Source organism: Thalassoglobus sp. (genome assembly GCF_048270125.1).
Classification (GTDB): Bacteria; Planctomycetota; Planctomycetia; order Planctomycetales; family Planctomycetaceae; genus Thalassoglobus.
The window spans coordinates 432,662-459,447 of the sequence record NZ_JBLWTN010000001.1 but is presented as its reverse complement, the minus strand read 5'-3'; the positions used below and the strand labels follow the sequence as shown (position 1 = coordinate 459,447).

General features: G+C 50.3%; 14 protein-coding genes. 10 read left to right on the top strand and 4 right to left on the bottom strand.

What is annotated here, in order from left to right; translation table 11 throughout:
- The first annotated feature begins 365 nt into the window (after nt 1-365).
- Complete coding sequence (locus ACN0YR_RS01670) at nt 366-1,787, top strand: alpha/beta hydrolase (protein WP_417847467.1); 1,422 nt, start codon at nt 366-368, stop codon at nt 1,785-1,787.
- A 6-nt stretch (nt 1,788-1,793) separates the two neighbouring features.
- On the opposite strand, the gene ACN0YR_RS01665 is transcribed toward ACN0YR_RS01670, so the two are convergent.
- Both ACN0YR_RS01665 and ACN0YR_RS01660 read right to left on the bottom strand, forming a co-directional pair.
- Nucleotides 1,794-2,921 carry a zinc-dependent alcohol dehydrogenase family protein gene (locus ACN0YR_RS01665; RefSeq protein ID WP_417847466.1) on the bottom strand — a complete coding sequence of 376 codons (1,128 nt, stop codon included), beginning with the start codon at nt 2,919-2,921 and terminating at the stop codon, nt 1,794-1,796.
- A 220-nt stretch (nt 2,922-3,141) separates the two neighbouring features.
- On the bottom strand, nt 3,142-3,738 hold the full coding sequence (locus tag ACN0YR_RS01660) for a sigma-70 family RNA polymerase sigma factor (protein WP_417847465.1): 597 nt from the start codon (nt 3,736-3,738) through the stop codon (nt 3,142-3,144).
- Between the two features lie 926 nt (nt 3,739-4,664).
- On the opposite strand from ACN0YR_RS01660, the gene ACN0YR_RS01655 reads away from it, so the two are divergent.
- Genes ACN0YR_RS01655 through ACN0YR_RS01630 form a run of 6 tightly spaced genes read left to right on the top strand, consistent with a single transcriptional unit; the run spans nt 4,665 to nt 18,572 of the window.
- Nucleotides 4,665-6,023: a HEAT repeat domain-containing protein gene (locus ACN0YR_RS01655; protein ID WP_417847464.1), complete on the top strand. Its 1,359-nt coding sequence runs from the start codon at nt 4,665-4,667 to the stop codon at nt 6,021-6,023.
- An 11-nt stretch (nt 6,024-6,034) separates the two neighbouring features.
- Nucleotides 6,035-7,003 carry a hypothetical protein gene (locus ACN0YR_RS01650; protein WP_417847463.1) on the top strand — a complete coding sequence of 323 codons (969 nt, stop codon included), beginning with the start codon at nt 6,035-6,037 and terminating at the stop codon, nt 7,001-7,003.
- A gap of 12 nt (nt 7,004-7,015) precedes the next feature.
- Entirely contained in the window at nt 7,016-9,844 is a 2,829-nt protein-coding gene (locus ACN0YR_RS01645) for a protein kinase domain-containing protein (protein WP_417847462.1), read from the top strand.
- Nucleotides 9,845-9,852: 8 nt separating this feature from the next.
- Complete coding sequence (locus ACN0YR_RS01640) at nt 9,853-10,965, top strand: hypothetical protein (RefSeq protein WP_417847461.1); 1,113 nt, start codon at nt 9,853-9,855, stop codon at nt 10,963-10,965.
- Between the two features lie 46 nt (nt 10,966-11,011).
- Entirely contained in the window at nt 11,012-16,183 is a 5,172-nt protein-coding gene (locus ACN0YR_RS01635; RefSeq protein WP_417847460.1) for an MJ0042-type zinc finger domain-containing protein, read from the top strand.
- Nucleotides 16,184-16,199: 16 nt separating this feature from the next.
- Nucleotides 16,200-18,572, top strand: coding sequence for a HEAT repeat domain-containing protein (locus ACN0YR_RS01630; protein ID WP_417847459.1), 2,373 nt, complete (start codon nt 16,200-16,202; stop codon nt 18,570-18,572).
- Nucleotides 18,573-18,636: 64 nt separating this feature from the next.
- On the opposite strand, the gene ACN0YR_RS01625 is transcribed toward ACN0YR_RS01630, so the two are convergent.
- On the bottom strand, nt 18,637-19,152 hold the full coding sequence (locus tag ACN0YR_RS01625; RefSeq protein ID WP_417847458.1) for a DUF4870 domain-containing protein: 516 nt from the start codon (nt 19,150-19,152) through the stop codon (nt 18,637-18,639).
- A gap of 109 nt (nt 19,153-19,261) precedes the next feature.
- Nucleotides 19,262-20,560, bottom strand: a complete 1,299-nt coding sequence (gene hemL, locus ACN0YR_RS01620) for a glutamate-1-semialdehyde 2,1-aminomutase (RefSeq protein WP_417847457.1) — start codon at nt 20,558-20,560, stop codon at nt 19,262-19,264.
- 612 nt (nt 20,561-21,172) lie between these two features.
- Between hemL and ACN0YR_RS01615 the strand changes: the two genes are divergently transcribed.
- From ACN0YR_RS01615 to ACN0YR_RS01605, 3 genes are all read left to right on the top strand, one after another.
- Nucleotides 21,173-21,994, top strand: a complete 822-nt coding sequence (locus ACN0YR_RS01615; RefSeq protein ID WP_417847456.1) for a hypothetical protein — start codon at nt 21,173-21,175, stop codon at nt 21,992-21,994.
- 613 nt (nt 21,995-22,607) lie between these two features.
- Complete coding sequence (locus tag ACN0YR_RS01610; RefSeq protein WP_417847455.1) at nt 22,608-25,358, top strand: PSD1 and planctomycete cytochrome C domain-containing protein; 2,751 nt, start codon at nt 22,608-22,610, stop codon at nt 25,356-25,358.
- Between the two features lie 189 nt (nt 25,359-25,547).
- A complete protein-coding gene (locus ACN0YR_RS01605; RefSeq protein WP_417847454.1) occupies nt 25,548-26,741 on the top strand; it encodes a molybdopterin-binding protein in 1,194 nt (397 codons plus the stop codon).
- The last annotated feature ends 45 nt before the right edge of the window (nt 26,742-26,786 follow it).

Below are 26,786 nucleotides of genomic sequence, written 5' to 3'. Positions count from 1 at the left end.
GACTCCACCATGTTGACCTCTCTGCCCGCAAACTGAATTGTACACATGCGAGGCAATTCGGAAAGCATTTCAATTCACTGGATTGATTGCGAATTGAAAAGACTGGCTCCCGGGCTGGGAGGCGGATCATGCTCCATGAGTTGTTGGTCCGAAATTCCGCTGTGCCAGGACCGTCCCTCAATATCACTGGGATTTCGCCTTTGGAAATGCTTCAGAGCGTAAAAATTGCCGAGTTGAGCGGCAGATTTTGCTTCGGGGAGGACGATTCTCTGTTGCTCCAGTCGGAAGGAGAGAATTTCTACTGCGTTGATTTGCGACCGTCGATAATCTTTTCAGGCTGACAGGATGTCATTCGGAGAGGGTTTATGGAGCGGGCAATCACATCTTACATTTACTGGACCGCCTGCTGCGTGCTCCTGTTGAGTTCAACTGGATGTCGACTTCCGAAGTTATTTCTCACTCCACCTGACAATGTCCTTGTCTACGACACGTTGTATGAGCAGGAACTGGTCGGGCAGACAGAGCCAGACCCCGAAAGTCTCGAATACGACTTCAAATGGCGCTACCGGGATTCACTTGCAGAACCTGTCACCGTTGAAGACTACTCTGAAGGGCAATTTTCAAAGTGGCGTGTACTGTTCGCCACTAATCGAAATCCGCAACCAAGCGACGGGGTGCGAAATGTCAGTTACGAGAATGACTATTCAGAAAACTTAAGATACGGTCGCTGCTCCGTCACGCTCACGGAACCGACCGAAGAAGAACTTGAAGCAGCTCGACCGGATGGCTTCCTGGGGAAACTTGTTGGAGCATTACCTCAGCCTTGGCAGCGTGAGGTGATTTTTGATGAAGCGAAATACACAAGCGTCGAAAACGTGACGCCACTTCCTGATCGTGACTTTTATTCGCAGTTAAACGCGAACATTGAAGCATCGCGTCAGAAAGATGTTCTGGTCTTTGTTCATGGCTTTAATGTCGATTTTGAATCGTCAGTCAGTCGGCTTGCACAAATCGCCCGAGACATGCCGTTCAATGGGGCCATCATTTCCTACAGTTGGCCTTCGCAAGGTGGTGTCGATAACTATCAGCGCGATGGTGAAGTGGTCGATGATTCCATTGAACCGTTTATGCAATTTCTGGATGACCTTAAAGCGAACGTTCCCGCGGGCTCGAAAGTGAATCTCGTTGTTCACAGCATGGGGAACCGACTCGTGATGCGTAGTCTCTCTCGATTAAATCCAATTTCGGGAGAGCCTGAGATACGGTTTGAAAACATTGTCCTATGTGCCCCCGATGTCGGCGTCGACGAGTTCAAACGATTAGGGGATGATGTCATCGAACAGGCGAATCGAACAACGCTTTATCGTTGTCTGAATGATTCCGCATTGATTGCCTCTTCATATAAGAATGGTGAAGAGCGAGCAGGTGCATCTCGCGCTCCTGTGATTATGGAGGGGCTTGATACTGTCGAATGTGCAGTCATCGACACCAGTATTCTTGGGCACTCCTACTATGGCAGTAATCCACATATGCTGCGGGATCTTTTTTGTGTCGTGAAAGAGGGCAAAGGGGCAAGCGAACGTCCATGGATGAAGAAGCAGAAAATTCCCTGGCAAGGACATTACTGGATCATCTCTGATTGGCCGGTGCAACTCCAATGGGCCTGGCACTTCGACCAGAACAAAACTGGCATCTTGCAAGCAGGCTTTGAAGACTCAGGAAAGCAAACAAGCCAGGGGCGGCCTGCGGTTGATTTGATTCCCAATGGGAGGCGAGCGACTCCTTGATCGCCTCTACATCAGCACAGTTTGGCGGGCTACTGTTCCTGCGGCGAGATCATCGAAGGCTGCGTTGATGTCGCTTAGTTTTAGAGTCGAAGATTGCAGCAGGTCGACTGGTAGGAGTCCAGCTTCATACATATCGATAAAGCGAGGGATGTCACGACGAGGGACGGACGATCCCATATACGATCCCAGAATCGTACGTTCTTCAGCGACGAGGCTCACAGCTGGAATTGAGAGCATCTTACTGGGGTGTGGAAGCCCCATGCAGACCGTCTTACCGCCACGCGCTGTTGCGGCGTAGGCCTGGGCGAGGACAACTTCGCTGCCGACTGCTTCGAAGGTGACCGAAGCACCCCCTCCGGTGATGTTTTTCACAGCTTCAACGGCATCATGATCGCTGGCATTGACGGCGTGAGTCGCTCCCGCTTTTTTTGCGAGAGCAAGTTTTGCATCGAGCAGATCGACCGCGACAATTGGGAATGCTCCTGACGCTCTGGCACCCATAATGCTGCTTAATCCGACTCCGCCCATGCCAAAGACTGCAACTGATTGACCAGCTTGAATCTTTGCCGTGTTGACCACTGCACCGACACCGGTCATCACGGCGCAGCCAAATAGAGCCGCCTTATCGAGCGGGAGCGATTTGGAGATTTTGACAAGAGACTCCTCGGCTGCCACGGTATATTGAGAGAATGCTGAGACGCCCAGATGGTGGTGCAGTTCTTGCCCGTTGCTTCGACTGAAGTGTCGTTTCCCACTCAAAAGTGAACCCTCCGTGTTCGCCACGGCTCCACGTTCGCACAAAGCAGCACGACCAGATTGGCAGCAAGTGCAGCGACCGCAAACTGGAACATACGAAAAAACGACATGGTCATCCGGTTGAAAATCCCGAACTCCGGGCCCAACTTCTCTTACAATTCCGGCCGCTTCGTGCCCGAGAACCATCGGCATGACCCGCGGCCTCGAACCATTGATCACAGAGAGATCTGAGTGGCAAAGACCGGCAGCGACAATCTCGACTAACACTTCGCATTCGTCAGGTGGCGTCAGTTCCAAATCTTCCAACTGAAGCGGTTTCGATTTTGCATAGGGAGCAGGTCGGCCCATTTCTTCCAAAACTACAGCGACTGTTTTCATCGTCTACGTTCCTTTGCACAACTCAATCTTTGAGTCGAATTCATTTCAGAGTCTCGGTGAGGCTGCTATTGAGACTTGCTTGTTGCAGTGTTTGTTGCAGTGCTTGGTTCACTCGACAGCAGTTTGAATAAGGGTACTTGTTCAGGCAAAATCGAAATCCGCATGGACAGTCTCTGTTTCTGTTCGAGGCACGAAAATGATCGAATTTTTTTCTAATGCTTTATTCATTTCCTAACATCTCCAGCTCATTTCTGACCCGAGTCAGTACCCGAAAACGTGCTTGTCGTACCGCGACAGCAGTCATTTCAAGATCGTCAGCGACGTCGACAGCACTGCGACCATCTACAACAGTACTCCAAAACGCCTGCCAGGTGTGAGGTCGAAAGTCACCTTTAACCATGTCAAGAATACGGAAAAGTAAGCGTGATTGTTCTTTCGAACTTTCAGTCACTTCGGCAGGTGGAGCTTGTGGAAACTGGTCGACAAACTGTGCGGTGTCGCCACCTTTTCCGACCATGCGTTTTCGGTACTGATCAATTTGACGCCGACGTGTGAGGACCCATAGCCAACCTCGAAAACTCTCTTCCGGTTTCTCTCGCTTAAAATTCTCGATCCCGTTCAAGACTGAGATCATCACTTCCTGGACCGTATCTCGGGCATCAGCCGGTTGAAATCCCGCTTGTCGACACCACTGATAGACCAGAGGTCCATAAATTCGCACCATTCGTTCCCAGGCATGAGGGGCGTTTGCACGAATCCCATTCAGTAGCGACGTCGAAATCGAGTCGGGATCGACATGCACACTCTCTGAATCCATAGGGGGCCTTATCTTCGGTTTCGCTTCCTGGGCAACTCAATAATTCTACAACATTTGTGGAAGTGCTGTACTTGCTCTGCTACGTGGAATTTAGCGTTTTTTCTGAGAACCGTATTTTTTACAGTCACCGAAGGCAAGAAATTACTCTCGAATCCAGAGGATTTCTTAGTGATCTCACTGCGGAAAACGCCCTGTTGAATTGCTTGAAATCAACAGATTTCTCCGAATCGAAGATTTTCGCGTAACGCCCTTGCGATGTATTATTAGAGCGGGTTTGTGACTGATGTGGCATATTCACTCAATGTCTTCCTCGCCTGATGTCTTCAACACATTTTTCCTTATGACCTCACATGATTTGTCAAAGAGGAGACTCAGAAAGAACGAGGCATTTTGGCGAAACTGAACTTGCTCGGACAGAACTTGAACGAGTCGTCAGCGTCTCTGACTCTGACAAAGAATTGACAAAGAAATCACATCGATTTCAGGAAGACTGTGAGGTGTTTCCAATGACAGGCATGACTCAGAATTGTCCAAATCAAGAGGGTTGGAAATTGTTTCTTCAGGCGGAGGACAATAAGTCGAGTCCTGAGATGACAAGGCATTTAGAAAATTGCCCGGTCTGCCAGCAGGTCGTGCTGGGCTTAGAGGAAGAACTCGGGCCGTTGCAATCTTTGTTGCGACATGGAGTTCGTCAGGAAGATTTCGCGTCAGAGCAAGAATGCCAAGAAGCTGCTCAGAATTTAATAAAAAAAACAGAGCATAAGTTGTGACAGCGTAAAGCATGAATGTGCGAACGTCTGTTAGAATTAAACTGGAAGAGTTCACATTCAATCGATGGAATTGCGTCATCTTGATGATTCGTTGCTCATGGCACCGAAAAAAAAGAGATGTGATTCTGTCATTGAAAAAGATAGCAGGCCAAAGCTATGGGAAAACGTAAAGGTCGAAGAAAGAAGAGCAAGCAGCAGAAGAAGTCTTCATCAGCCGGGATGAGTATTGGTCTCATCGCTGGCGGACTTTTCGCAGCCGTGTTCGTGATTGGAATTGGGATTTTTGTCTGGCAGAGCAACCCTTCTGGCAGCAAGGATGATCTTCCTGTACGAAAAATATCACGCGAGCAAATCAAATTTACGTCAGACTCTGACCTCGGGCAATCTCGTACAACTGCTGAATGGTTGGCATTGCTCAAAGAGATGCGGACAACTGAAAATATGATGCGAGCTACTTTTCTGAAAGCTCGTATGCCAAACCCAGAAGCGTTTCTTGGTGCCGATCCCGCAGCTGTGCCAGACGTTTACGAAGCTCTCAAAGATCCTCGTTTAGAAAAGTACGGACAGGCGATCATCGCGAAGTTCGGTCAATCAGCCGAACCTCCCTATTTTCAAGATGTGATCGATGGGCTTAATAGCGATCATCCACAAGTCCGCCGTGCAGCGGTCCAGCTTCTGGCTCATGTGAAACCAGAGGGACCAGACACTGCTCAACAAGTTGGAAAATACTTGAACGACGAGGACCCTGAAGTCGTAAAATCGGCGACGATTGCTATGGGGGCAATGGGTGAACCGGGATTTGAACTACTCTTTACACAACTCAAAGGGAATCAATCTCCTTCACCTCAGCTACTCCAGGCAATGGCCTTGTTTGGAGAATCGGCAGCTCCAGCTGTTCCAGATCTTGCAAAGCTGCTTACTGTTGAGTCGACTCAACAGCGATTACTGGTTTTGATCGCATTGGAAAAAATTGGAAGCAGTTCAAAGATCGCACTCCCAGAACTCATCGAAGTTTGGTCGACCGAGTCGCATGAAAAGTGGAGTGAACAGGTCACTGCTGTCATGAACAGAATTGGCAAACCTGCAACGACCGCAATGTTGGAGAAATTCACACAGGTTCCCGCAGAAGCTCAGATCATCGCCACGCAACATTTCATCGACCAGAAAGTCCATGAAGCCATCCCCGTTCTGATTCAGAGCTTAGAAACTCCAAAATCCGCAGAGTCTCGACAGGTGGCACTTGACGCTTTGAGCGGGATGCTACCTGAAAGCTCTCCCACGGATGAGCAACTGGCGGCTCTCTTTGAATATGGTGACACCGGCTTAAGAGTGTGGACTCTCGAAGAAATCGCAGCCAGCAAAGAACGGTGTGTTAAGTACAAATCATTATTAACTCAGGTTCGTTCGCAATTGGAAACGTCGCTGGCGAACCCGCGTGTTGAGAAGTCGAAGGATGAATACGAAGCCGGGACTCGGTTGGTAAAGCGTATTGATCAAGTCGTCGAGAGCCTGTGAGGAGCGGTTGCATGTTGTGTAGAAAAAATAAACGGAGTCTCATGCTGATTCTGATTGTTGCTCTCGGACAAGGCTGTGGGAATTCACAACCGGCCGACTCCGGGAAGCCTGTGGAGAATGAGGCCGGTACAGCACTTCAAGCAGGTGAGAATCCTCAAACTGAAGGAAGCAAAAACTCACCGGCGGAACAAGTAGCCCCCAAAACTCAATCTGAGCCTGCAGGCTCAAGTTTTGATCAGACAATCGAATTCGTGAGAAATTTTAATGAAGAGATGACCGTTGATCAAAATCTTCAGCTCGACACCAAAGTACTCATCGCACTGGTCGATCCGGAGAAGGAAGGTGTTCCTGATGCGATCCGACAATCTGCTGACGAGAAGATGCAACACAACGCAATTATGATTCTCAATAAGAAGGGGCAGGCAGATTTAGCGCTCCCGGAATTGATCACCGCTGCGACGTATTCCAGGGATAGTCGAGTTTGTGAAGCTCTCGACGAAACATTGCGACAGCTTCAGCCAGTAAAAATTGTTCAGCCTGTCGTCGAACAGTTGAGTGCGGAATGGGACCATCTGTTGCGGAAAACGCCTCGGGATATTCTCCGTGCCATTGTGATGGATTTGGGACATCACGACTTGAACTACTTACTCAAAGTCATCAACCGCGAGACTGATGCCATCCCTGAAGTTCGCGACTTCGTCACTCTTGCAGCTGCTGGTGCAGGCCCCAAAGCAAAAGTTGTTGTTCCAGAACTCATCGAACTGCTCACACCGCAGCGATTCAACTTTGCGGCATCACCGTTGCTCGTTCCGGAAGCCCTCGTGAAGATCGGAGCGGATGACCCACAAACCGTGGCTGCACTGACCAAAATTATTTCTGAATCAGAAGACAAAAAATTGCAGAAGGCTGCGTTCGATGCACTTAAGAAACTCAATCCAGAAGCAGCTGTCAATTCCGGTTTCCTGGACGAAAAGCAATAAGGGAGAATGCCTGTGACAAAGCCAGCCGTGCTGAATCCTGAAGATCTGCCCGAGGAATTCGGACGTTATAAGATTTCTAAACGTCTCGGAAAAGGGGGAATGGGGGCCGTCTACCGCGCCTGGGATCCAGCTCTGGAGCGTGAAGTGGCATTGAAGGTTCCATTCCTTAAACAAAACGACTCCACATTCATTGCCCGTTTTCAGCGTGAGGCGAGATCGGCAGCAGCGGTACAGCATTCCGGAATTTGTGCCATCTATGATGTGGGTGAGTTCGGCGGCGTCCCCTTCTTCACAATGCAATTTGTGCAGGGGGAATCACTCGCAGATTTATTGGAGCGTGGCGAGCCGCTCGTCCCGGAAATGGTCGTCAAAATCTGCTACGAACTGGCCAGCGCTGTGCAGTCAGCACATGAACAGGGAGTCATGCACCGTGACCTCAAGCCCAGCAACGTCATGCTCGACCTGGCAGGTAACCCGCGCATTCTTGATTTTGGACTTTCGCGACGAATGGACTCTGATGAGAATTTGACAGCAACAGGTCAACTCATGGGGACGCCCGCCTACATGTCTCCGGAGCAGGCAAAAGGATCGCATGCCGAGATTGGGCCGCAGACAGATATCTTCAGTCTTGGCGTCATTTTCTACGAGATGCTCACTGGAAAACGACCATTCGAGGGGGACAGTCTTCCAGCCTTGCTTCTGAGTATCATCGCGACAAACCCGACGCCGCCCTCTGAGTTACGGCCTGGTCTCGATAAAAAACTGGACGCGATTTGCTTGAAGGCCCTCGCCAAGAAAACCAAAAAACGTTACGCCACTGCTGGAGCAATGGCGACTGACTTGGCTGCCGTTCAAGCTGACCAGTCCCTGCCCTCTTTTAAGTTCAGTTCCAGACAATCCAAAATGATGGGAATCGCAGGTGGGAGCCTGGCACTGGTTCTGCTCTTGATGGCATTCTTTTTCAACGGGAATCGTGCGCAAGACGATACCGTCGTTCAGAATAGCACTGCAAATGCCAGCGAGAAAAAGCCAGTAGCGAAAAATGAACCTCGACTGCCGGAGAGTAACCTTGCCATCAATCAGGGAGGGAGTTCCAACGTCGACACCATGGACGCCAGTCCCGCAACCAGCAGCAAAGCTGACTCGGTCTCGGGGGAGAAGAAAACATCGCTCCCTGCTCGCACGGATGATGGCCTCGCTGACGCTGCCATCGCGGTGCTCACGAAGTACTGCTACGACTGCCACGGACTCGATTTCGCTGTTCCGGGATTAGATGTCAAGGATCGACGTGCTTTGATTGCACAAGCAGATGAAGATTCCGAACCGTATATTCGTGTCGGTGATCCAGAACACTCGTTGCTGTGGGAGCGGGTTGGTCTGAACGAAGACATGCCACCTTCTGATTCTCCGCAACCGACTCCTCAAGAACGCCAATTGATCGCAAAATGGATTACACAGGGAGCCCCATTCCCTGCTCTCCAAAACCGACCTCACATCACTCAAAATGAGGCTCTCGAATCAATCAAAGCGTATCTGCTTCAACAGCCCAGCGTTGATCGTCGATACCAACGCTTTTTCACCCTTCTGAATCTGCACAACTCCTCAGACATGGACTCTGAGGGGCTCGATCGAAGCCGAGCTGCGCTTTCCAAAGTGATCAACAGTCTAAGTTGGAATAAGGAAATTGTAATCCCGCACATCGTCGACGAGGCAGGGGCGGTCATGGCGATTGACATCAGGGATGTCGGTTGGACACTCGATCAATGGGAAGAGATTCTCAAATACTACCCGTATGGAATCCGTCCAGCGACCGATGATCCCTCTTCAGCAAATGCTCACCAAATCGCGGAAGAATCCGGAACACAAATCTCAACAGTCCGGCTCGACTGGTTCATCGTGACGGCCTCGCAGCCTCCACTTTATGAGCACATCCTCGGCCTGCCGCATGACGTCGCTGAGCTGGAACAAAAACTGAACGTCAATGTGATTGAAGATTTTCTGAATGGCCGCATTAAACGTGCAGCGTTTCTGACAAGTGGAGTCTCGGACCAGAACCGTCTTGTCGACCGTCATGATGCTCTTTATGGAGCGTATTGGAAAAGCTACGACTTTGTTCGAAACGATGAAACCGGCGAATTAATGCGTTTTCCCCTGGGGCCTCAATTTCATGGAAATCCCTATGAGAAGCATGCCTTTGAACAGGATGGAGGGGAGATGATTTTCAATTTGCCGAATGGTCTTCAAGCCTATCTACTGACCGATGCGAAAGGTCGACAAATTCCCGAAGGACCAATTCAGGTTGTCAGCGATCCGGCAAAGTCATCCGGTTCCAATGTTGTCGTTAATGGTATTTCCTGCATGTTTTGTCATCGGGAAGGCATGATTGATTTTGAAGATCAGATTCGCACAGGGACCGCGCTCAAGGGAGAGGCACTCGAAAAGACGAAGCAGTTGTTCGTTCCCAAAGACGAAATGCAAAAGGCTCTGGACAATGACCGAGAACGGTTCATGACTGCACTGCACCAAGCAGTCTTGCCCTTGTTGAAAAAGTCGCCTGAAGATTCCTGGCCGGAACTCGTGAACTTTGTGACCCGACGCTACCTGCGCGATCTCACCTTGGAAGATCTCGCCATTGAACTCGGTTACGCGAATGTTGCAGAATTCGAAAATGTGATTCGACCTCGTATGCAATTCGATGCCGACCTCGAGAGATTGGGAGTGAAGCCGGTCCTCAACGGAGGACGCATTCCCCGCAGTATCTGGTCAGAAATCAATATTCCGACACGGTTTCAAGAAATGTCGCGCCAACTCAGAGGCTCGGTTCCTCTGACTGTCTTTTGAGAATCACCATGAAAAAAATCAGACACCCACTGACCTTAAAAAGTCTGTTCGGATTCTGCCTCGTCGCGGTCTTCTTGACAGCGTTCCAGTCAAATGCGAACGCAAACGAAGCTCTCCGTCCTGCCATCTCCGACTTGAGCAAGAAAGTCGCCAAGCTTTTGAAGGGGCGCGGTGAAGAGCAAATTGCGATCGGGGCGTTTACCGGTCCTTCCTTTGCCGTTGCAAGTAGTGGACCGGGGATCAGTCGCATGCTGGCTGACGAACTCAAGCAGCATGGCGTTGATGTGAACCGCAAAGCCAAACTGGAAATCAAAGGGGACTATCGAAGCATCACCGAACGTTCCACCGGATTGTTGGAACTTCGTATTAAATCTCAAATTCTGGACCGTTTTGGAGAGACCCTCCTCGAACTGAACTCCCGCATTGAAGACCCCAATGTCCTCGCCCAGGTCTTGGGGTTGAACAAACCCGATCTCGGACAAGGAGTCAGCCATGCCAAAGCCAGCCAGACGATACACGCGATTATCGAAGATCCGAAAGTGGATGTTCATGGGAGCGTGATCAAGACGGTCTCGTCAAGCCCCTACGCAATGGAAATTCTCACGAAGCAACCGAGTGGAGAGTTTCGTCCTCAAGGCATTTCCATTTCAGACAGTCTGCCTTTTGTTGACATCAAACGTGGCGAAGTCTTCGCGGTTCGGTTGATCAATAACTCGAATCATGACGCGGCTGTTGAACTCACGTTAGATGGGCTCAGTGCTTTTGCTTTTACAAATGGCCCTAAATACAGGCACTTCATCGTAAGGAAGAACGCTTCATTGATCGTCAAAGGCTGGCACCGCACCAACAACACCTCTGATGAATTTCTCATCACAAGATATGCTGAGAGCGCCGCCGCTGAGCAGCTGGTCAGTCCTGATTTGATCGGCACAATCACTGCCGCATTCTCCGCAGCGTGGGATTCCAAGGGAGACCCACCAGCAGACGAACGGTCAAAATTCCGCAGCGCCTTCGACGACGCTGTAGGTCGGGGAAAGAAAGTTGCAACGCCCTTCCGTGAGGTCAATCTGACTCTCGGCAGAACTCGAGACATCATCAGCGTACGTTACAAAAAGCCGTAAACCGCTGAATTGAAAAGAACACCCTGTCTTGGTTGAAGGAACTGTCATGAAAATTGAATTCCAATGTGACAATTGCGGTCGGCAATACCGTGTCACGGAAAACATGAATGGCAAACGCATTCGCTGTAAAGAATGCAAGCACTCAATCCTGGTCGGGAAAGAGACTTCCTCTGAAGGAAAACAGGAGCAGGAAGGGTCACGCGGGAGTCTGCTTTTTCGTTTTCTGGTTGTCGTTTGCGTGTTGATGTTTGTCGGTGTCGCCTACACGATCTGGCACCTTGAGTCGGGAAAACAGAAACTGGCGGAAGCTGAGCAACAACAAGACGAGACAGATCAGACTTCCCAAAACTCTGATGACCGCGTCGCTGCAACAGGTGAATCGACTGAGACTCAGGATTCTATTGTTGGTTCGAACACAGCCCAGCCTGTCATCGAAACCGCTGACTCGACTCCTGAACCAGAGTATCAGAGCCTTGAAGATGTCAACCTCGTGAATCCGGTCCCGGTCGATTGGCAGGAGATCCTCGCAGCCGTGAACGCTCCGGACTTCGATCGCTTTGGCAAACAGCTTGCCACGACTGAAGCTGTCGTTGAAGTCACTTGCCCCCCCGATACGACGATTCAAATTGGTTCGCTGGTGACTCACGATTCAGCTTCAATGACGATTCCGAATCTCTCCCCTCAATCGATCTACAAGCGAACGATTAAGGTGAAATTTGCTGATGGATCAACCGCGACGCGCGATGTGTATGTGCAAGCTGGCTGTGTGACTCGATTGTCCGTCTCGCCTCCAGACTCTCAGAGACCGCAGTCAATCGCTGCAGCCAGAAAGCACTCCTCCAAGATCGAGCACGTGGAATACTCCAGCGACGGGACAGCCCTGCTGACAAAAAGTCGCCAGGAAGTCATCCTCTGGGATGTAGCCAGTGGTCACCAGGTGTGGACCTATATTCCGCCCGAGGACTCACATGCGTCATTCCAAATTGCCACTTTCACAGCGGATGGAGAGAGCGTTGTCACCAAGGAAGAGCGATATCTTGGTCCCCTTCCGCCTGACCAACAACCTCAAAAATCTCGTGGCCGGGGCCCTGCCCCAATTGGGCGTCAGCTTGTTCACCGATTAACACGTTGGTCCCTTGAAACAGGGGAGGCACTGGAGAGTAAAGAGATTTCAGGATTGTCCGAGCGAAAAGTGCAAATCAAAAATGAGTTGGCATTAATGAAACAAATGGCCAACATGTTGCGTGGCAAGCAATCGTCAAATAGTTTTCCGGTGAATGAGTCACTACGGATCGCTGGAGGGAAGCTGTTTGGCTGGCATCCGAGAGATGGAGCGGGTGATTCCTATTCTCTCATTGACCTGGGAACAGGTGAGGCAGCGGTCGATGTTCCGATCACGCGAGAGATGAAAACGCATCGATGGGGGCCGTGGTTCTTAAGTTCACAGGCAGACAAACTCTTACTGGGGCTCGACTATCAAGGGCGCGATGAGGAATGCATGCTCTTTGTATTGAACGGCGAAACAGAGCCTCAAAACATTTCAAAAGATCGTGACGACTTCACAGCAGCCCTTTTTGCTCCTGATGGATCCTGGTTAGTCATGACCGAGGAAGACGCGACGAGAATTATTGATGCCACGACATATGAGCAAAAGCATCTTTTGTTAGGGGATTATTCAATCCAACACTTAACCGGTTCTCCAGTCGCAATGGCAGTCAGTGGAGATTCACAGTATTTAGCAGCTTCCGTGAAATGGAACACGTATCGATCAAGTGTGAGCACTGACAAGCACACTGCAATTTTTATCTGGGCTCCCAAAGAGGGGAAACTTGTCCGACGGATCGACTTGCCCGGTGAAACATCTCTGCTGACGTTTTCCCCCGATAATTCTCAGCTCTGTGCAGTGACCGGTGAGAAGATCATTCTGGTTCCATTGGAGTCAGCTGGCGATCGAATCAACGCAATAGTGCTTGAAGAAGAACTTCTTCCGGAATCCCAAGTGATTTTTGACAGCGACGATAAGGGCTATCAAGTTCTCGGTGCTCTGGCTGACTCAGATCATCCAGATTTGTGCGAAGGGATCACAGTTCAAGGTGCCAAGGGAGAGCGAGGAGATCGCTATGATCCGATTTTCCATCGCCTCGTGAAAGCAGAGGCGGAAGCGGAAAAACAAGAAGGAGAAGTGACCTCAATCTCCGCCAGTCCGGACGGAAAATGGATTGTCACCGGCTTGTCACAAAATAGTCATTACAGTTCTGGCGGACAGCCCTTGGCTGTTGTTTACGATCGAAAAACTCTACGAAAACATCGACAACTCAAAGCTGGAATTGGCGCGAATCAAAGGTTTACAAAAACGAGATTTACCAACTCTGGATTGCTGATGACAGCGACGACGACCGATGAGCAGCTTCACTTCAGTGTCTGGGACCCTGGCACAGGGAAGCAACTCCGAAAGTCTGTTTGTGTCCTGAAAGGTTTTTGGATTGGTAAGACTACGATCTCGCCGGACGGTCGTTTCGTTGCAGCATCCTGTGGCCCGGAGGCTGTTCTCTGGGATGCCAGTTCCGGTCAGGAACTCGCTCGTTTTCCAGCCGCGATGAAAAAAGATCCATCCATTCTACATGTCGCGTTTAGTAAAGACGGGGAGAAGATTCTTGTAGGAGAAGCAAATATCATTCGCTTTTGGGATACGAATACGCGTAATGATGCTCCCTCGATCTTATACACCCATCCTTTAAGTCAAAAGTCAATCGATATCGATCCCGCAGGCAATCGCCTCGCTGCGACGTTTGCCGATCCTCTAGATCGAAAGACCAAGTCGATTGTTTGGGATTTGAATCGTGGTGTTCCAATTTATCAAGCGAATGCCCCTCAGCACGACAGTCTGTATCTAAGTCCGGATGGAACTAGAATGCTGCTCTCGTCAGGACATCTCGTGAACATCAACGCCTCGACTGTGGTCGCGGCACATCAAGGCATTTCCTCATATTGGCATCAAAACATCTCCCCCTTCTCCCCGTCCGGGATGCAGATTGTCTGCTCAACGGCCAACAATAGCGGCTATACGCCAGCCAAAGAGAGGGCTGCGATTGACGCTTGGACTGGGGAATACCAAAGCGGATGGTGGTTCGATCATCTCGGAGAAATCAGCAACAAGAACCGATTCAGTCATTGTCACGCATTACTGGCAAACCGAATGGCAATTTCAATGAATGGCGATTCGATCACGGTCGTCGACACAGAAACTCAGCAACTCGTCCGCTCCATTTCAGCACAAGATGCAGCCGACGAAGGTGTCGGTGGATTTGTTGGAATGGCTCTTTCTCCCGATGGAAAATTTTTGGCAGCCGGGTGTAGCAGCACGGTTCTCCTTTACGATCTTTCGACGGGCGAACGTATTCCGCTGGAGCATAAAAAAAGTCGGAAGAATGATCGCACGCGAACCGATATGCGTGACGCATTTTTACGCAGAGTTGACCTTTTGCAGTTTAGTAGTGATGGCAGCAAGCTACTGGCTCGATCGATGTCGCATCCGAACGACACCCCTCGACCGCACGGAGCTGTAATTTGGGATCTTGAAACCAAAGAGCAGCTTTTCCGAATCATCGAAGGGCGTGAACGTAGTCAGTTCGTCCGAGGCGGATTTAGCCAAGATGGAAACAAGGTTCTTCTCGCTGCCCCCGAGGATGCCGATTTCACCGCAGGAGTTTGGGATCTCAACGGCAAAGAATTGCTGATGAAAGTTCCTGACACCGCAACACGTGTCTGCATGAATTCGCAAGGGACGAAACTGATTTGCGGGCAAGCTGATGGCAGTGTCAAAATCTATGACATTCTTTCAGGTGAAGAATTGATTCGACTCTTTGTGTTTGAAGATGGCTGGGTTGCAGTCACTCCGCAAGGGTATTTTGATGGCTCACCAGCTGGTCGAGAGCAGGTCTATTTTCAGCTTGAAGGCTCGGTGACCGCGCTGCCGCTGGAGCGCTTCTTCTCCAAATTTTATTACCCCGGATTGTTAGGAGCTGTCTGGAATGGCGAACGGCCAATCTCGGATGGAATTGCACCCAAAACAAAGGCCCCGCAAATTCAAATTCTGGCCAGCAATTCACAAGATGATCCAGCCAATGCCACCGTTGATATTGCTGTCACCGATCTCGGTGGAGGCGTTTCGATGCCGTGGATTACTCAAAACGGAGTCAGAATCAGCGATGGTAAAAAGATCTCTGGTGATGAGAAGTTAGAAGTCTGGCGATTTACTGCCTCTTTGGTTCCAGGGAGGAACATGATCGAAGCACATTGCACATCTGCGAACGGATTGATTGTCAGTGAACCAGCTAAAACATCACTGGACTTTCAGGGGCGAGTTGGAAAGCCCGATCTCTATGTGGTCAGTATTGGGGTCAATAAATACCGCGATGATTCGGGCGTTTCACCACTCGATTTCTGTGTCTCCGATGCCAAAGCGATCAGTGAGCTCTTTCAAACCCGGACAGCTGGGATTTATGAGAAAATTCATGTCACCGAGCTACTTGATGAAGAAGCAACTCGAGCGAACATCCTCAATGCTTTGGGGCAACTATCTGTTCGCTGTCGTCCGCAAGATACGCTGGTCGTTTACGTCGCCTCGCATGGCCTTACTGTCGGTCAGCGTTTTTTCATTTTGCCTCAAGAGTTCCGGTTGCCAGCGAGCGAGCCCACTCCAGAATCAACGACCTCCAATGAAACGACAGCTGTCGCTTTGCGAGGAACGACTGAGCGACAACGTACAGACATGGTCCGTCAGCAAGGTTTGGCTGTTGACCAGATTACTGATCAGTTAGCACAAATTCCGACTCTCAGGCGGGTGCTGATTTTTGATACCTGTCAGTCTGGAGGAGCGACGCAATTGATCGGTCAACAGCGGAATCCTTTTGGTTTCCGCGGTGCAGTCGAACGGTCCGGGCAAGGTGTCTTTGTGATTGCAGCGACATCCGCAGATGAACTCGCAGCTGAGTCGAAAGAGCTTGGACACAGCCTGTTGACGTACGCATTACTCGAATCTGTGGGAGCTACGGACTCACAAGGTCAGCGTAAAGCAACGGGGCAACCATTAAATGTCGATTCCTGGTTTAAATCAGCAGCAAAAAGAGTTCCCGGGTTGTACGAAAAATACATTGGGCGACCTCAACAAATTGAAATATCCGGTAGTGCAATTGGATTTCCAATTCTTATGAATTGAGCGGGAAGGTACGATTATGGAACGTGTCTATAAAGGCGTTTGTCCCCAATGCGGGCGAAAATACAGCAGGACCACGAAACCGAAATCCGCAATTTTTGCATGCAAAAAATGTGGGCACGATGTGCAAGTCAAAGTCGAGAAAGCATCTCGAACTCCCGGTTCATCCAGCGAGCACAAAAAGCGTAAAGAGAAAGCAAAACCGAAAGAACTCTCGAGCAGCGAAAAGTGGGCACAGGAGCAAGCGGCGGCTCGCGCGTTGATGCTCAAGGTGGCTTCTGGCATCCTTGTCGTTTGCCTGATGATTGTCGCTGGAGTCGTGGTTTCACTCAAAAGGTCGGCCGCAGAGGCGAAACGTCAGGAGACTATTGCGAATCTTGCCAAAGGGACCGGAGACGGGTCCACTCCGATCCCTCTATTGCTCGAGACGATTGAAAACGAATCGCAAGAAGCAAAGCGTGGTGCAGTTGCTTCATTCGAAAAAATGGGAGCCAGTGCCTCGGAAGCGGTTCCGCAACTTGTCAAACTACTCGATCATGATTCCGAATCTGTGAAGGTCTACACGCTCCGCGCTTTAGCTGGAATCGGAGAGTCTGCGAAATCAGCAGTCAAACCGGTTGAAAAAACTTTGCTTGATTCGAAGTCTACGAAAGTTAAAGCTGCCGCGATCGGTGCTCTGCGAATGTGGCAAACTCCCGAAGAAATCGTCCCATTGCTGGTTCCGCTAGTTGGTTCATCAGACCGCTCACTTCAGGAGGAAGCGGTCGCCGGCTTGGCCGGAGCAGGTCCTGAGGCGAAAGCGGCTGTTCCTGAACTCCTCGTCCTGATTCGGCAAGGCGGTGAAAAACTTGCGAAAAATTCTGCACGTGCAGTCGGAAGTATCGATCCTGAGAACCCTGATGTTTTCCGGGCTTTAGAGCTGACACTTAAAAACTCTTCCAAGTCCTGGGAGATCCGCCGGGGCGCCGCTGAGGGCTTAGGATACTGTGGAGAAAAAGCGATTCCTCTTCTTAAGGAGAGTATCGAATCGCCTTCTCTCATCTCGGCGAGTTCTCATGCACTCGCTCAAACTGGTGACCCCGCCGCAATCCCGATACTCGTGCGGACGCTCAATCGGCTGGATGAAATTGAAGTTCAGGAACGAAGAGGAATTAGTGTTCCGAGGAACTATGTCGTTACCAAATCGACATCGAATGCTTTGGGAGAAGTCTTGTCGGAACGAAAATATCGGGTCGGAAGCTATGAGGCTCAACAACGGGCAATTTCAAAAGGGATTGATGGAGCACGAGGTGAGCGCGACAAGCGTGAACATGCGATTCGCCAGGCGCTTGCAAAACTCGGAGTCATCGGTGATGACGGCGTGAAGGCGGCAATGGAGAAGGTCGACCGCGAAGTCCTCGGCTGGGATCCTGAATTGTGGTCCCAGAGCAAGGAGTTAATTGTTCCCGAAGAGCAACGCCTGTCACACTTATGCTGGAGCCCGAACGGTAAGCTGTTGATGGGAGTCAAGGGAGAGCGGTTTATCGGCGGGGATGCCAATCGTCTGTTTCTGTGGGACATCGACAACTCGAAGTTGAAATATGATTTCAGCGTGCAAACGCCGGATGAGGAACTCGAAACCTTCGCATTCAGCAGCGACAGTCAGCTTCTTGCTGCTGGCGGACGGGGAAAGAAAATTTATGTCTGGTCGTTAGAAGACGGGAAACTGCTTCACGAACTGGTCATTGGGAGCCGAAGAGGAATTTTTGGCAGCATCTCAGCACTGAAGTTTCTAGATGCCAAAACACTCGGTTCGATTTCGAGTGACGCAAACTTTCGGAAATGGAATCTGGAAGATGGGAAGCTGATCTCGACTGAAGATTATTCTGGAGGCCGAACTTATGCTCAGTTCAGCGAAGACGGAAAAGTGCTCGCCTTAGCCGGAACGACCGGAAGCGGGAATGTGACCAAAGGTGGTCGTGTCACAGATTTCGCGACGGGAAAGGTTCTCTACAATTATACGGGGCGCCCCAAAGCGATGAGCCATAACGGGATGTGGTTGGCGGAAACTTCTTCATATTCCACGGATCGAGGAGCCATTGAAATCCACTCTGTTCAGGCAAGGAAAGAAGTCACGGCAGTCAAAGTGCCTCGCGACAGTCGTACTCACGACCTCGACATGCCGACAGCGATCGCCTTCAACCCGGAAGGGACGATCATGGTCAACGGTGGGATTCGAGGGACAGTCCGATTCTGGCAATCTGAAGAAGGCCGGGAACTGATGGTGCGTAAACTCCACGCGAGACCTGTCACCGCGATTGCATTCAGCTACGACGGTTCACATCTTGCCAGTACCAGTCTTGATTCAAAAATACAAATTCTCAGCCAGGAAAAGCAGGTCGCTTCGGAATGACGAAACCCGCTCTTCACGGGTAGCCATGCATTCAAGATGCCATACCATGCCAGGGTGAGTCCTGTCAGTACGAGTCTTGACGCTCTGCGAATTGATTCTCATCAAATTTCACAAAACGGATTGAAGTGGGATATTCCCAGTACTCTCCGTTGGCCGCTTTGATGGCTCCGACGATGGGGAATACGTGGACAAGAATGACATAAATGATCAGGAACGGAATCCCAATTATGAACAGGGACAAGACTCCTGTCACAACGAGTGCAAGGAACGATGTCAGCAACCAGTTCAAAATTGCAGCGCCATGGCGATCGGCCTGAGCGTTTTGGTCTTTGCTCATCAACCACATGACTATCGGAGCAATGAATCCGATCCCCACGACCCCATACAAAAGCTGGGACAAGTGCATCAGCATGCACCATGTATTCGGTTTCATTCCGAAAATATCTTCAGGGTTGAGCGAAACCGCTTGCTGGCTGCCAGACTGGATCACACGGGCTTTCGCCTCTTGGAATTCCGCTTCTGAAAGCGTTCCCTGATTTCGTAGTCGTTCAAGTCTTTCGATTTCGTCGCTGATACTCATCTGTCACCTCGTGTGGCATGATCCGAATTGAATGCGCAATGACTCACTCATTGATTCGCAGACAAAATCGAAATCTTAGAGACATTCGAGAAAAAACTTTCATGAGATGTTATGGGCTCGTTGAAATCTCCTGCAGCACCTCTCGGGCAGCTTTCAAAGTCTGTTCAAGATCCGCGTCGGTATGCTCGACTCCGACGAAATTGGCTTCGAACTGGCTGCACGGGAGATAAACACCTCGGTCTAGCATGCCATGGAAATACTTCGAGAATTTTTCGGTGTCGTTTTTCGCAGAGACCGCGAAGCTTGTGACAGGTTCTGGGTTAAAAAAGAAAGTGAACATGCTCCCGACCTGCGCGACGCTGTGCGGAATTCCCAGACTCGTTGCAATCTCATCCAGTCCTGAGACCAGCTTTGTTGTTTTTTCTTCCAGATGCGGATAAGGATTTGATTCTTTCAGCGTCCGCAAAGTTGCAATCCCCGAAGCCATTGCGAGAGGATTTCCTGAGAGCGTCCCGGCCTGATAGACAGGTCCAACTGGTGAGACCGAATTCATGATCTCTCTCTTCCCGCCGTAAGCACCCACCGGAAGTCCTCCGCCGACAATTTTCCCGAGAGTCGTCAGATCTGGAGTGATCCCGAAACGTTCCTGTGCTCCCCCGAAGGCGACTCGAAAGCCTGTCATCACTTCGTCAAAAATCAACACCGATCCATGTTGTGTGCACAGGGAGCGTAGCGCTTCCAGGAATTCAGTGGTGGGGGCAACGACTCCCATATTACCGACGACAGGTTCGAGAATGACACACGCAATTTTCTCGCCAGCTTCGTTGAATAGTTCGGTCAAGCTCTCGACGTCGTTGTACTCCAAAACATGTGTGTCACGAGTACACCCTTCAGGAATCCCCGGGCTTGATGGTGTTCCGAGTGTGAGCGCCCCGCTGCCAGCCTGTACGAGGAGGCTGTCAACATGACCGTGGTAGCATCCGGCGAACTTGACGACACCATCGCGACCGGTGTATCCGCGTGCCAGCCGAATGGCGCTCATGGTCGCTTCTGTTCCTGAGTTGACCATGCGAACTTTTTCGATGGACGGGACAGCATCAACGATCAGTTCTGCAAGTTCAGACTCTCGAACCGTGGGGGCTCCGAAACTTGTTCCCGATGGAAGTGCTGCTGCGAGCGCATCGACGATCGCAGGGTGATTGTGGCCAAGGATATGTGGTCCCCACGATCCGACATAATCGATGTAGCGATTTCCATCGATATCGAAAAGGCACTGCTTTTCGCCCCGATCAATGAAGACGGGAGTCCCTCCGACACCGCCAAATGCTCGGGCAGGACTATTCACTCCTCCTGGAATGACTTGTTGAGCTCGTTGGAATTCGGTTTCGCTGTTCTGTCGATTCGCCATCTGACCAGTTATCGCTTTCTAGAGCAGTTTGGAAAAAGTGTTCACGTTCCGTCTCGTGGAAATGAACGATTCAACATATGAAAAGTTCACTTCACGGACGCAAGAAGTATGAAAGTGTTCTTATGACATTGATCGTAGTGGAAAATTTTCGCGATCGAAGAGATTCGCTGACTGGCATGCTAATCGATTCGCCTCTTGACTGAAATCGAGGGAAGGGAGATCTCCGAACTGACCGTATTTCATCACATCTTAAGGCTGAAGCATTTCACACTGAGAAGAATTTTCATTGTAAGGACTTCAGGGAATCTTCCGGCTGTATGAGCGTTGATCGTCATGATCGGAATATCCTGCAAAGCACGCTTGATGGTTTTCTTCCTACAATCCTCTCGACATTCAGAATCTGATCAGTGGATTCTGGTGATTGATGTTTCGTAGACTATTAGACGAAACAGAAGATGTGAGTTAAGTCGAACGGATAGACAGGCGTATGCTCTTGTTGTTAGGAAGTGCGCCTGTGGATTGCTGTCCTTGCAAATTTGTTGTCTACACAGATTTATTGCGTACACTTTATTGCCTACACAGACTGTTGCATTGCAACGGGAGACGATGAGAATGAAACGTTCCATATTGACCATGGGAATTCTGGCCCTCACACTCTTGGGGTCTGTCGCGGAATCGCACGCTCAGGGCTTGATCTGGTCGCTCCCGGAAGATGGAACTCTGGTTCGCTACAAAGGTGTTTACAAACAACTTGTTCGTCGGCCTGATACAACCGAAGGCGATTTGACTCTGACGTGGGATCGAATTTTAGAAATCCGCTCTGTCGGAAAAGAAGAAGCTGAATATGCTGGACAAACGGTGCCATGCCGTTGGATCGAAATTAAAGTCGAAACGGGCAAGTCTCCCGAAGGTGTCCTCGATGCCGGTCCGGGTGGAATCCGGATGTATAAATTGCTGGTTCCGGAATCTGAAGTCAGAGGAACGATTCAAGAACCTGTTCAAGCGGGACGTTCGGTCTTTGCTTCACATATCGCCATTGTTCGTGGATATCGCAAAATTGGGGATGAGCCAACGAAGGAACTGGAGGCGAACCTCTTTCAGCTGTACCCCATTATTTCATTACTGCGGCACTACACGACACCGCAGGAAGGAGAAAAAGGTCAAACTTCAGTTCTGGCGGGTGACTTTGCCACCACAACTTACACTGGGACATTCGCCATGGAAACAAATGTGTATCGCTCGACCAGCACCGGTGAATTTGCTCGCTCAGCTGAGATGCCCTTTGGAGTCGTCTCCTGGACAGCAAAAACAGTCACAGAGGAAAAAGGTTCGACCGATCCTCGGACAGCATTCACCGAAACGTCTGTGATCGAAGAAACGATGCAAGCGATCGCCATCGAGCAAAACGCTGAGTCTGAGTTCCTTGTGAACTGATCGAGTGAAATCCGAATTGGAAAAATGAAAATGTCCAACGTGCATTTCCGTGGAGACGCGTCGTTCGCAGAAGAGATTCTCCACTGAGTCGATTCGGCACGGAGAGATTGAGAAAGCGATCAGGCTAGACAGTCATTCTTATATCTCTCTCTGATGACATAAAAATAAAAGCGGCGGTTCGAACGAATTCGAACCGCCGCTTTTTTACGCAAACCCTTCGCGAGTTTAAGGCAGTCAGGAACTGCTGCGAGAAGGACGACGACCAGGCTGTGCAAGCACACACCTATAAACGATCGAGGCCCACGCTATGGGTTGATCCTCTGGCCAAACGTGTGCGAAGGGTTTGTTTCAAGTTGTCTGTTCCGCAATCGAAACTTGTTCGCTTGCAGGTGGGGCACAATCGCGGTTTCCTGCGATTGTGTCAAGCGGCATCTGCGAGTTTTTGCATCAGCTTTTTTCAAACCGGCAACAATTTGACAACTTTAATTTTCCTGGAATTTTTCAGCATAAATTCGACGTGTACAGAAAGACGCCACAAGGTTCACATCGAATCCACTCAGTGTTATGCTAAAATCTCATTCCTTCCTAATCCTCCTGCCGGTGTTTCCTTCCTATGAATCGTCTCAGTTTCATAGCCCTCGGGTTCTGCGTCATCACTTCCTCTGCGAATAGCGCAGAAGTCGATTACATCCGTGACATCAAACCACTGCTGGCTGAAAAATGTATCAGCTGTCACGGACCCATTAAGCAAGAAGCAGACCTGCGACTCGATGCAGCCAAGTTCTTCACCGGCGATGAGAACCAGGAAAATGTTGCCATCAAAGGTCACCAGGAAAATGTTGCCATCAAAGGTCACCCGGAAAAGAGTCTGATCATACAGCGGATCAGTACGAAATCTGCTGATGAGAGAATGCCACCGGAAGGTGAAGGAGAACCTCTCACGGCAGCACAGGTAAAACTCTTGAGCGACTGGATCACGCAAGGGATGCCCGCCCCCGCTGATGAAGAAGTTTTAGAAACGCCCGAAGATCACTGGGCGTATCAGAAAATCACTCGTCCCGATATCCCTGAATCAAGTGGATCAAACTCGCGGAACCCAATCGATCTCTTTCTTCGTCATCAACAACAGCAATTTGGTTTAGAACCACTTCGTCGCGCTCCTCAGGGGACGCTTCTGCGACGTGTCTCGTTAGACGTGACTGGGCTCCCACCGACACCAGAGCAGTTGGAGCAATTTCAATCTGATTCTTCACAGGCTGCTTACGAGTCGATCGTCGATCAACTGCTCGCGAGTCCTCGATACGGTGAACGTTGGGGACGGCACTGGATGGATGTCTGGAGATACAGCGACTGGAGCGGTTACAAAAACGCACTCCGTGGCAGTCAGCGACATATCTGGCATTGGCGAGACTGGATCATCGAGTCTCTAAACGATGATAAAAGCTACGACCAGATGGTTGTTGAGATGCTGGCAGGAGATGAAATCGCTCCGCTGAATCAGGATGTGTTGCGGGCAACCGGATTCCTTGCACGTAACTACCACAACAGTAATCGAAATATCTGGCTGGACGCGACTGTCGAGCATACAGCCAAAGCGTTTCTTGGGATGACAATCAATTGTGCTCGCTGCCATGATCACAAGTTCGATCCAATTGGCCAGCAGGAGTACTACACATTCCGTGCGATTTTCGAGCCGTACAACGTCCGCACAGACCAACTACCTGGCACGACAAATATCATGGAAGATGGGATCGCGCGTGTGTTTGATAAAGACCTCGCTGCGAAAACGTATTTATATCGGCAAGGGAATGAAAAGCTTCCAGATGAAGAGAACCCACTCGATCCTGATGTCGCTGAAATCCTCGGCGTCCCATACGAAGTTCAGCCTGTTGATCTTCCCATCGAAAGTTACTTCCCGGCACTCGGCCAACGGGTCCGTCAAGAATCGATCGAGAGAGCAGAGAAAGCTGAGGCAGCAGCACGAACGGCACTTGCGAAGTTTCAACCTGATATTACTTTGACATCCGCTGATTCAAAAGTAGCACCGTCAACACCACCAGCACCGTCACTTCCCCAACATCTTGAAACTTCGCATCAGCTGGCGATTCTGAAGCACGCATCGGCACTGGCATCTTTAAATTCACTGATTGCACGCTACACCGCCGATTCTGCCAAGCATCAGGGCGAACCGAAAGTGAGTCCGAAACAGGTCGAACAGCTCTCGAAATTGGCTGCGAACGCAGAACGGAAAGCTCATTCTCTGAACGCAGCACTCTCTGTCTTGCAGAAGTGGCAGGCAGCTCAGAAAGCCAGAGAGTCTCAGGAAAAGGATGCAGCCAAGAAGAAAGCTGCCATCGCCAAGGCGGATAAAGCACTTCTCGACGCTCGAGTCGATGCGGAGAAGAAACGTCTCGAACTTGCTAAGACAGACGCAAAGTACACAGCAGTCGGACCAGTCTATCCGAAGCAAAGTACCGGTCGGCGACTGGCACTGGCTCAATGGATCGTTCACCCAGAAAATCCACTCACAGCTCGCGTTGCCGTTAACCATATCTGGCTTCGCCACTTCGGGACGCCACTTGTTGACAACGTTTTTGATTTCGGAATGCGATCTCCGAAACCGACTCATGCTGAACTGCTTGACTGGCTCGCCAGCGAACTCGTCGAAAGTGGTTGGAGCATGAAACACATTCACCGTTTAATTCTCACTTCGGACACATACCAGCAGGCCTCCAGCGATCAATCTGAACTCCTTGTCAAGAATCAGACGATTGATAAAGACAACAAATACTACTGGCGTGCCAATGTGAAACGACTGGAGTCTGAAATTGTCCGAGACAGTGTCTTGAGTGTCGCTGACCAACTCGATCTGTCGATGAGCGGTCCGGATATCGATTTTGCAAAGGGGGAAGATGTTCCTCGCCGCAGCTTGTATTTCCGTCATGCGTACGAGAAACAAATGCTGATGATGACTATCTTCGACGCAGCCAATCCCACTGACTGCTACCGTCGATCCCCCAGTATCATTCCTCAGCAGGCTCTCGCCCTGGCCAATAGTCGACTCACTTTCGAAGCGAGTCGGAAGCTCGCAGCTGATTTAAATCAAGCTGGCTCAAGCCCATCAGAATTCATCCGAAACAGTTTCCTCAAAATCCTCTCCAGAGAACCAACTGAACTTGAAGCAACAACTTGCGAACAGTTCTTGACTTCGCAATCCACCCTCTTGGAAAACAAAGAATCGTTGACCACTGTTTCTGCAAATACGAAGGCAAAACTCGACGCTGCAGACTCCCCTGCTCTTCGCGCCCGCGAGAATTTGATTCACGTGTTGTTAAATCACAACGATTTCATCTCTGTGCGATAAGATCACTTGGGAATCGGGATGATCGATGAGAATGACCGCATCGTTCTCCATGAATGTTGCGAGCGGGGCGGACTTAAGAGAGAGTCCTATTTCTTCCGGTTCTGAAAAGACCGATCAGCATGAATTCATGTCCACCAAATTATCAATGCTCTCATTCAATCTCGAGAGACGACTCAGGAATCAGGCTCAATGTTTGCAGAGATCATCGCGATTGGTACCGAGTTAACGTCAGGGGCGAAACTCGACACCAACAGCCAATGGCTAAGTTTGCAACTCGCTGAGCTCGGCATCCCGGTTCTGTTTCACACGACGGTCGCTGATGATCTGCAGGCAAACATTGATGCACTGAAAATCGCCGCCGAGCGAGTCGACTTCATTTTCGTGACGGGCGGACTTGGACCGACGCTGGATGATTTAACACGTCACGCTGTTGCGGGTTTGCTAAATGTTGATCTCGTCGAAGATGCTGCTTCAATGGAACATCTGGAAGGATTTTTTGTTTCACGCGGTCGAGAAATGCCAGAGAGGAATCGTATTCAGGCAATGTTCCCAGCTGGTTCAACTCCGCTTGTGAATCCAGTTGGGACCGCTCCAGGGATCTGGGCGGAATGCCCCAGACAAGGAGCAAAGCCGTGCATGGTCGCTGCCATGCCGGGAGTTCCGTCTGAGATGCATAAAATGTTTCAGGAGCAGGTTAAACCCCGGCTCCCCGGTGGGGATGTTCTGATTCGTCGTGCCCGCATTAATTGCTTCGGCATTGGGGAGTCCGCAACTGAGGAAATTCTCGGCGATCTAACAGCGCGCGGAAATGATCCCGAAGTCGGTATTACTGCACATGAAGCGACCATTACTTTACGCATCAATGCACAGGGCAGTAACGAAGCAGAGTGCCTGGCAAAAATCGAGGGAGCGAGAAAGATCATTCGAGCCAAGCTCAGCGAATTTGTTTTCGGAGAAGAAGACGAGGAGTTGGAAGACGTCATTATTAGAGACCTCGTCAAACAGGGCAAAACATTCGCCACCGTGGAGCACGCGACGGCCGGGCTGCTGGCTCAGTGGATTGCTCATGTCCCGGATGCGACTGATTGCTATCGTGGCGGAAATGTCTCTGTCTCCTCTTTTGGAAGTTCAGAAATTTCACTCAAGGCCCAAGCGGAAGACTTCAGGAAAGCTGTCGATGCCGATTACGTGATTGCAATCGGTGGAGAAGCGGTCCGAACAAATGAATCGGGGCGACTCATCTCGGAAATCCCGGTCGTGCTTATCGGCGATGACGTCCGTCTCCAGGAGCTTCTCACTTGGACAGGGAACCCGGCCATCACAAAAAGTCGAACTGCAAAATGTGCACTGAATTTGCTGCGTCAGGAATTGATGAAGAAATGAGAGCCAGATTAATGCAGTGAAGAGCATCTCCGCAACGGGGCGGCG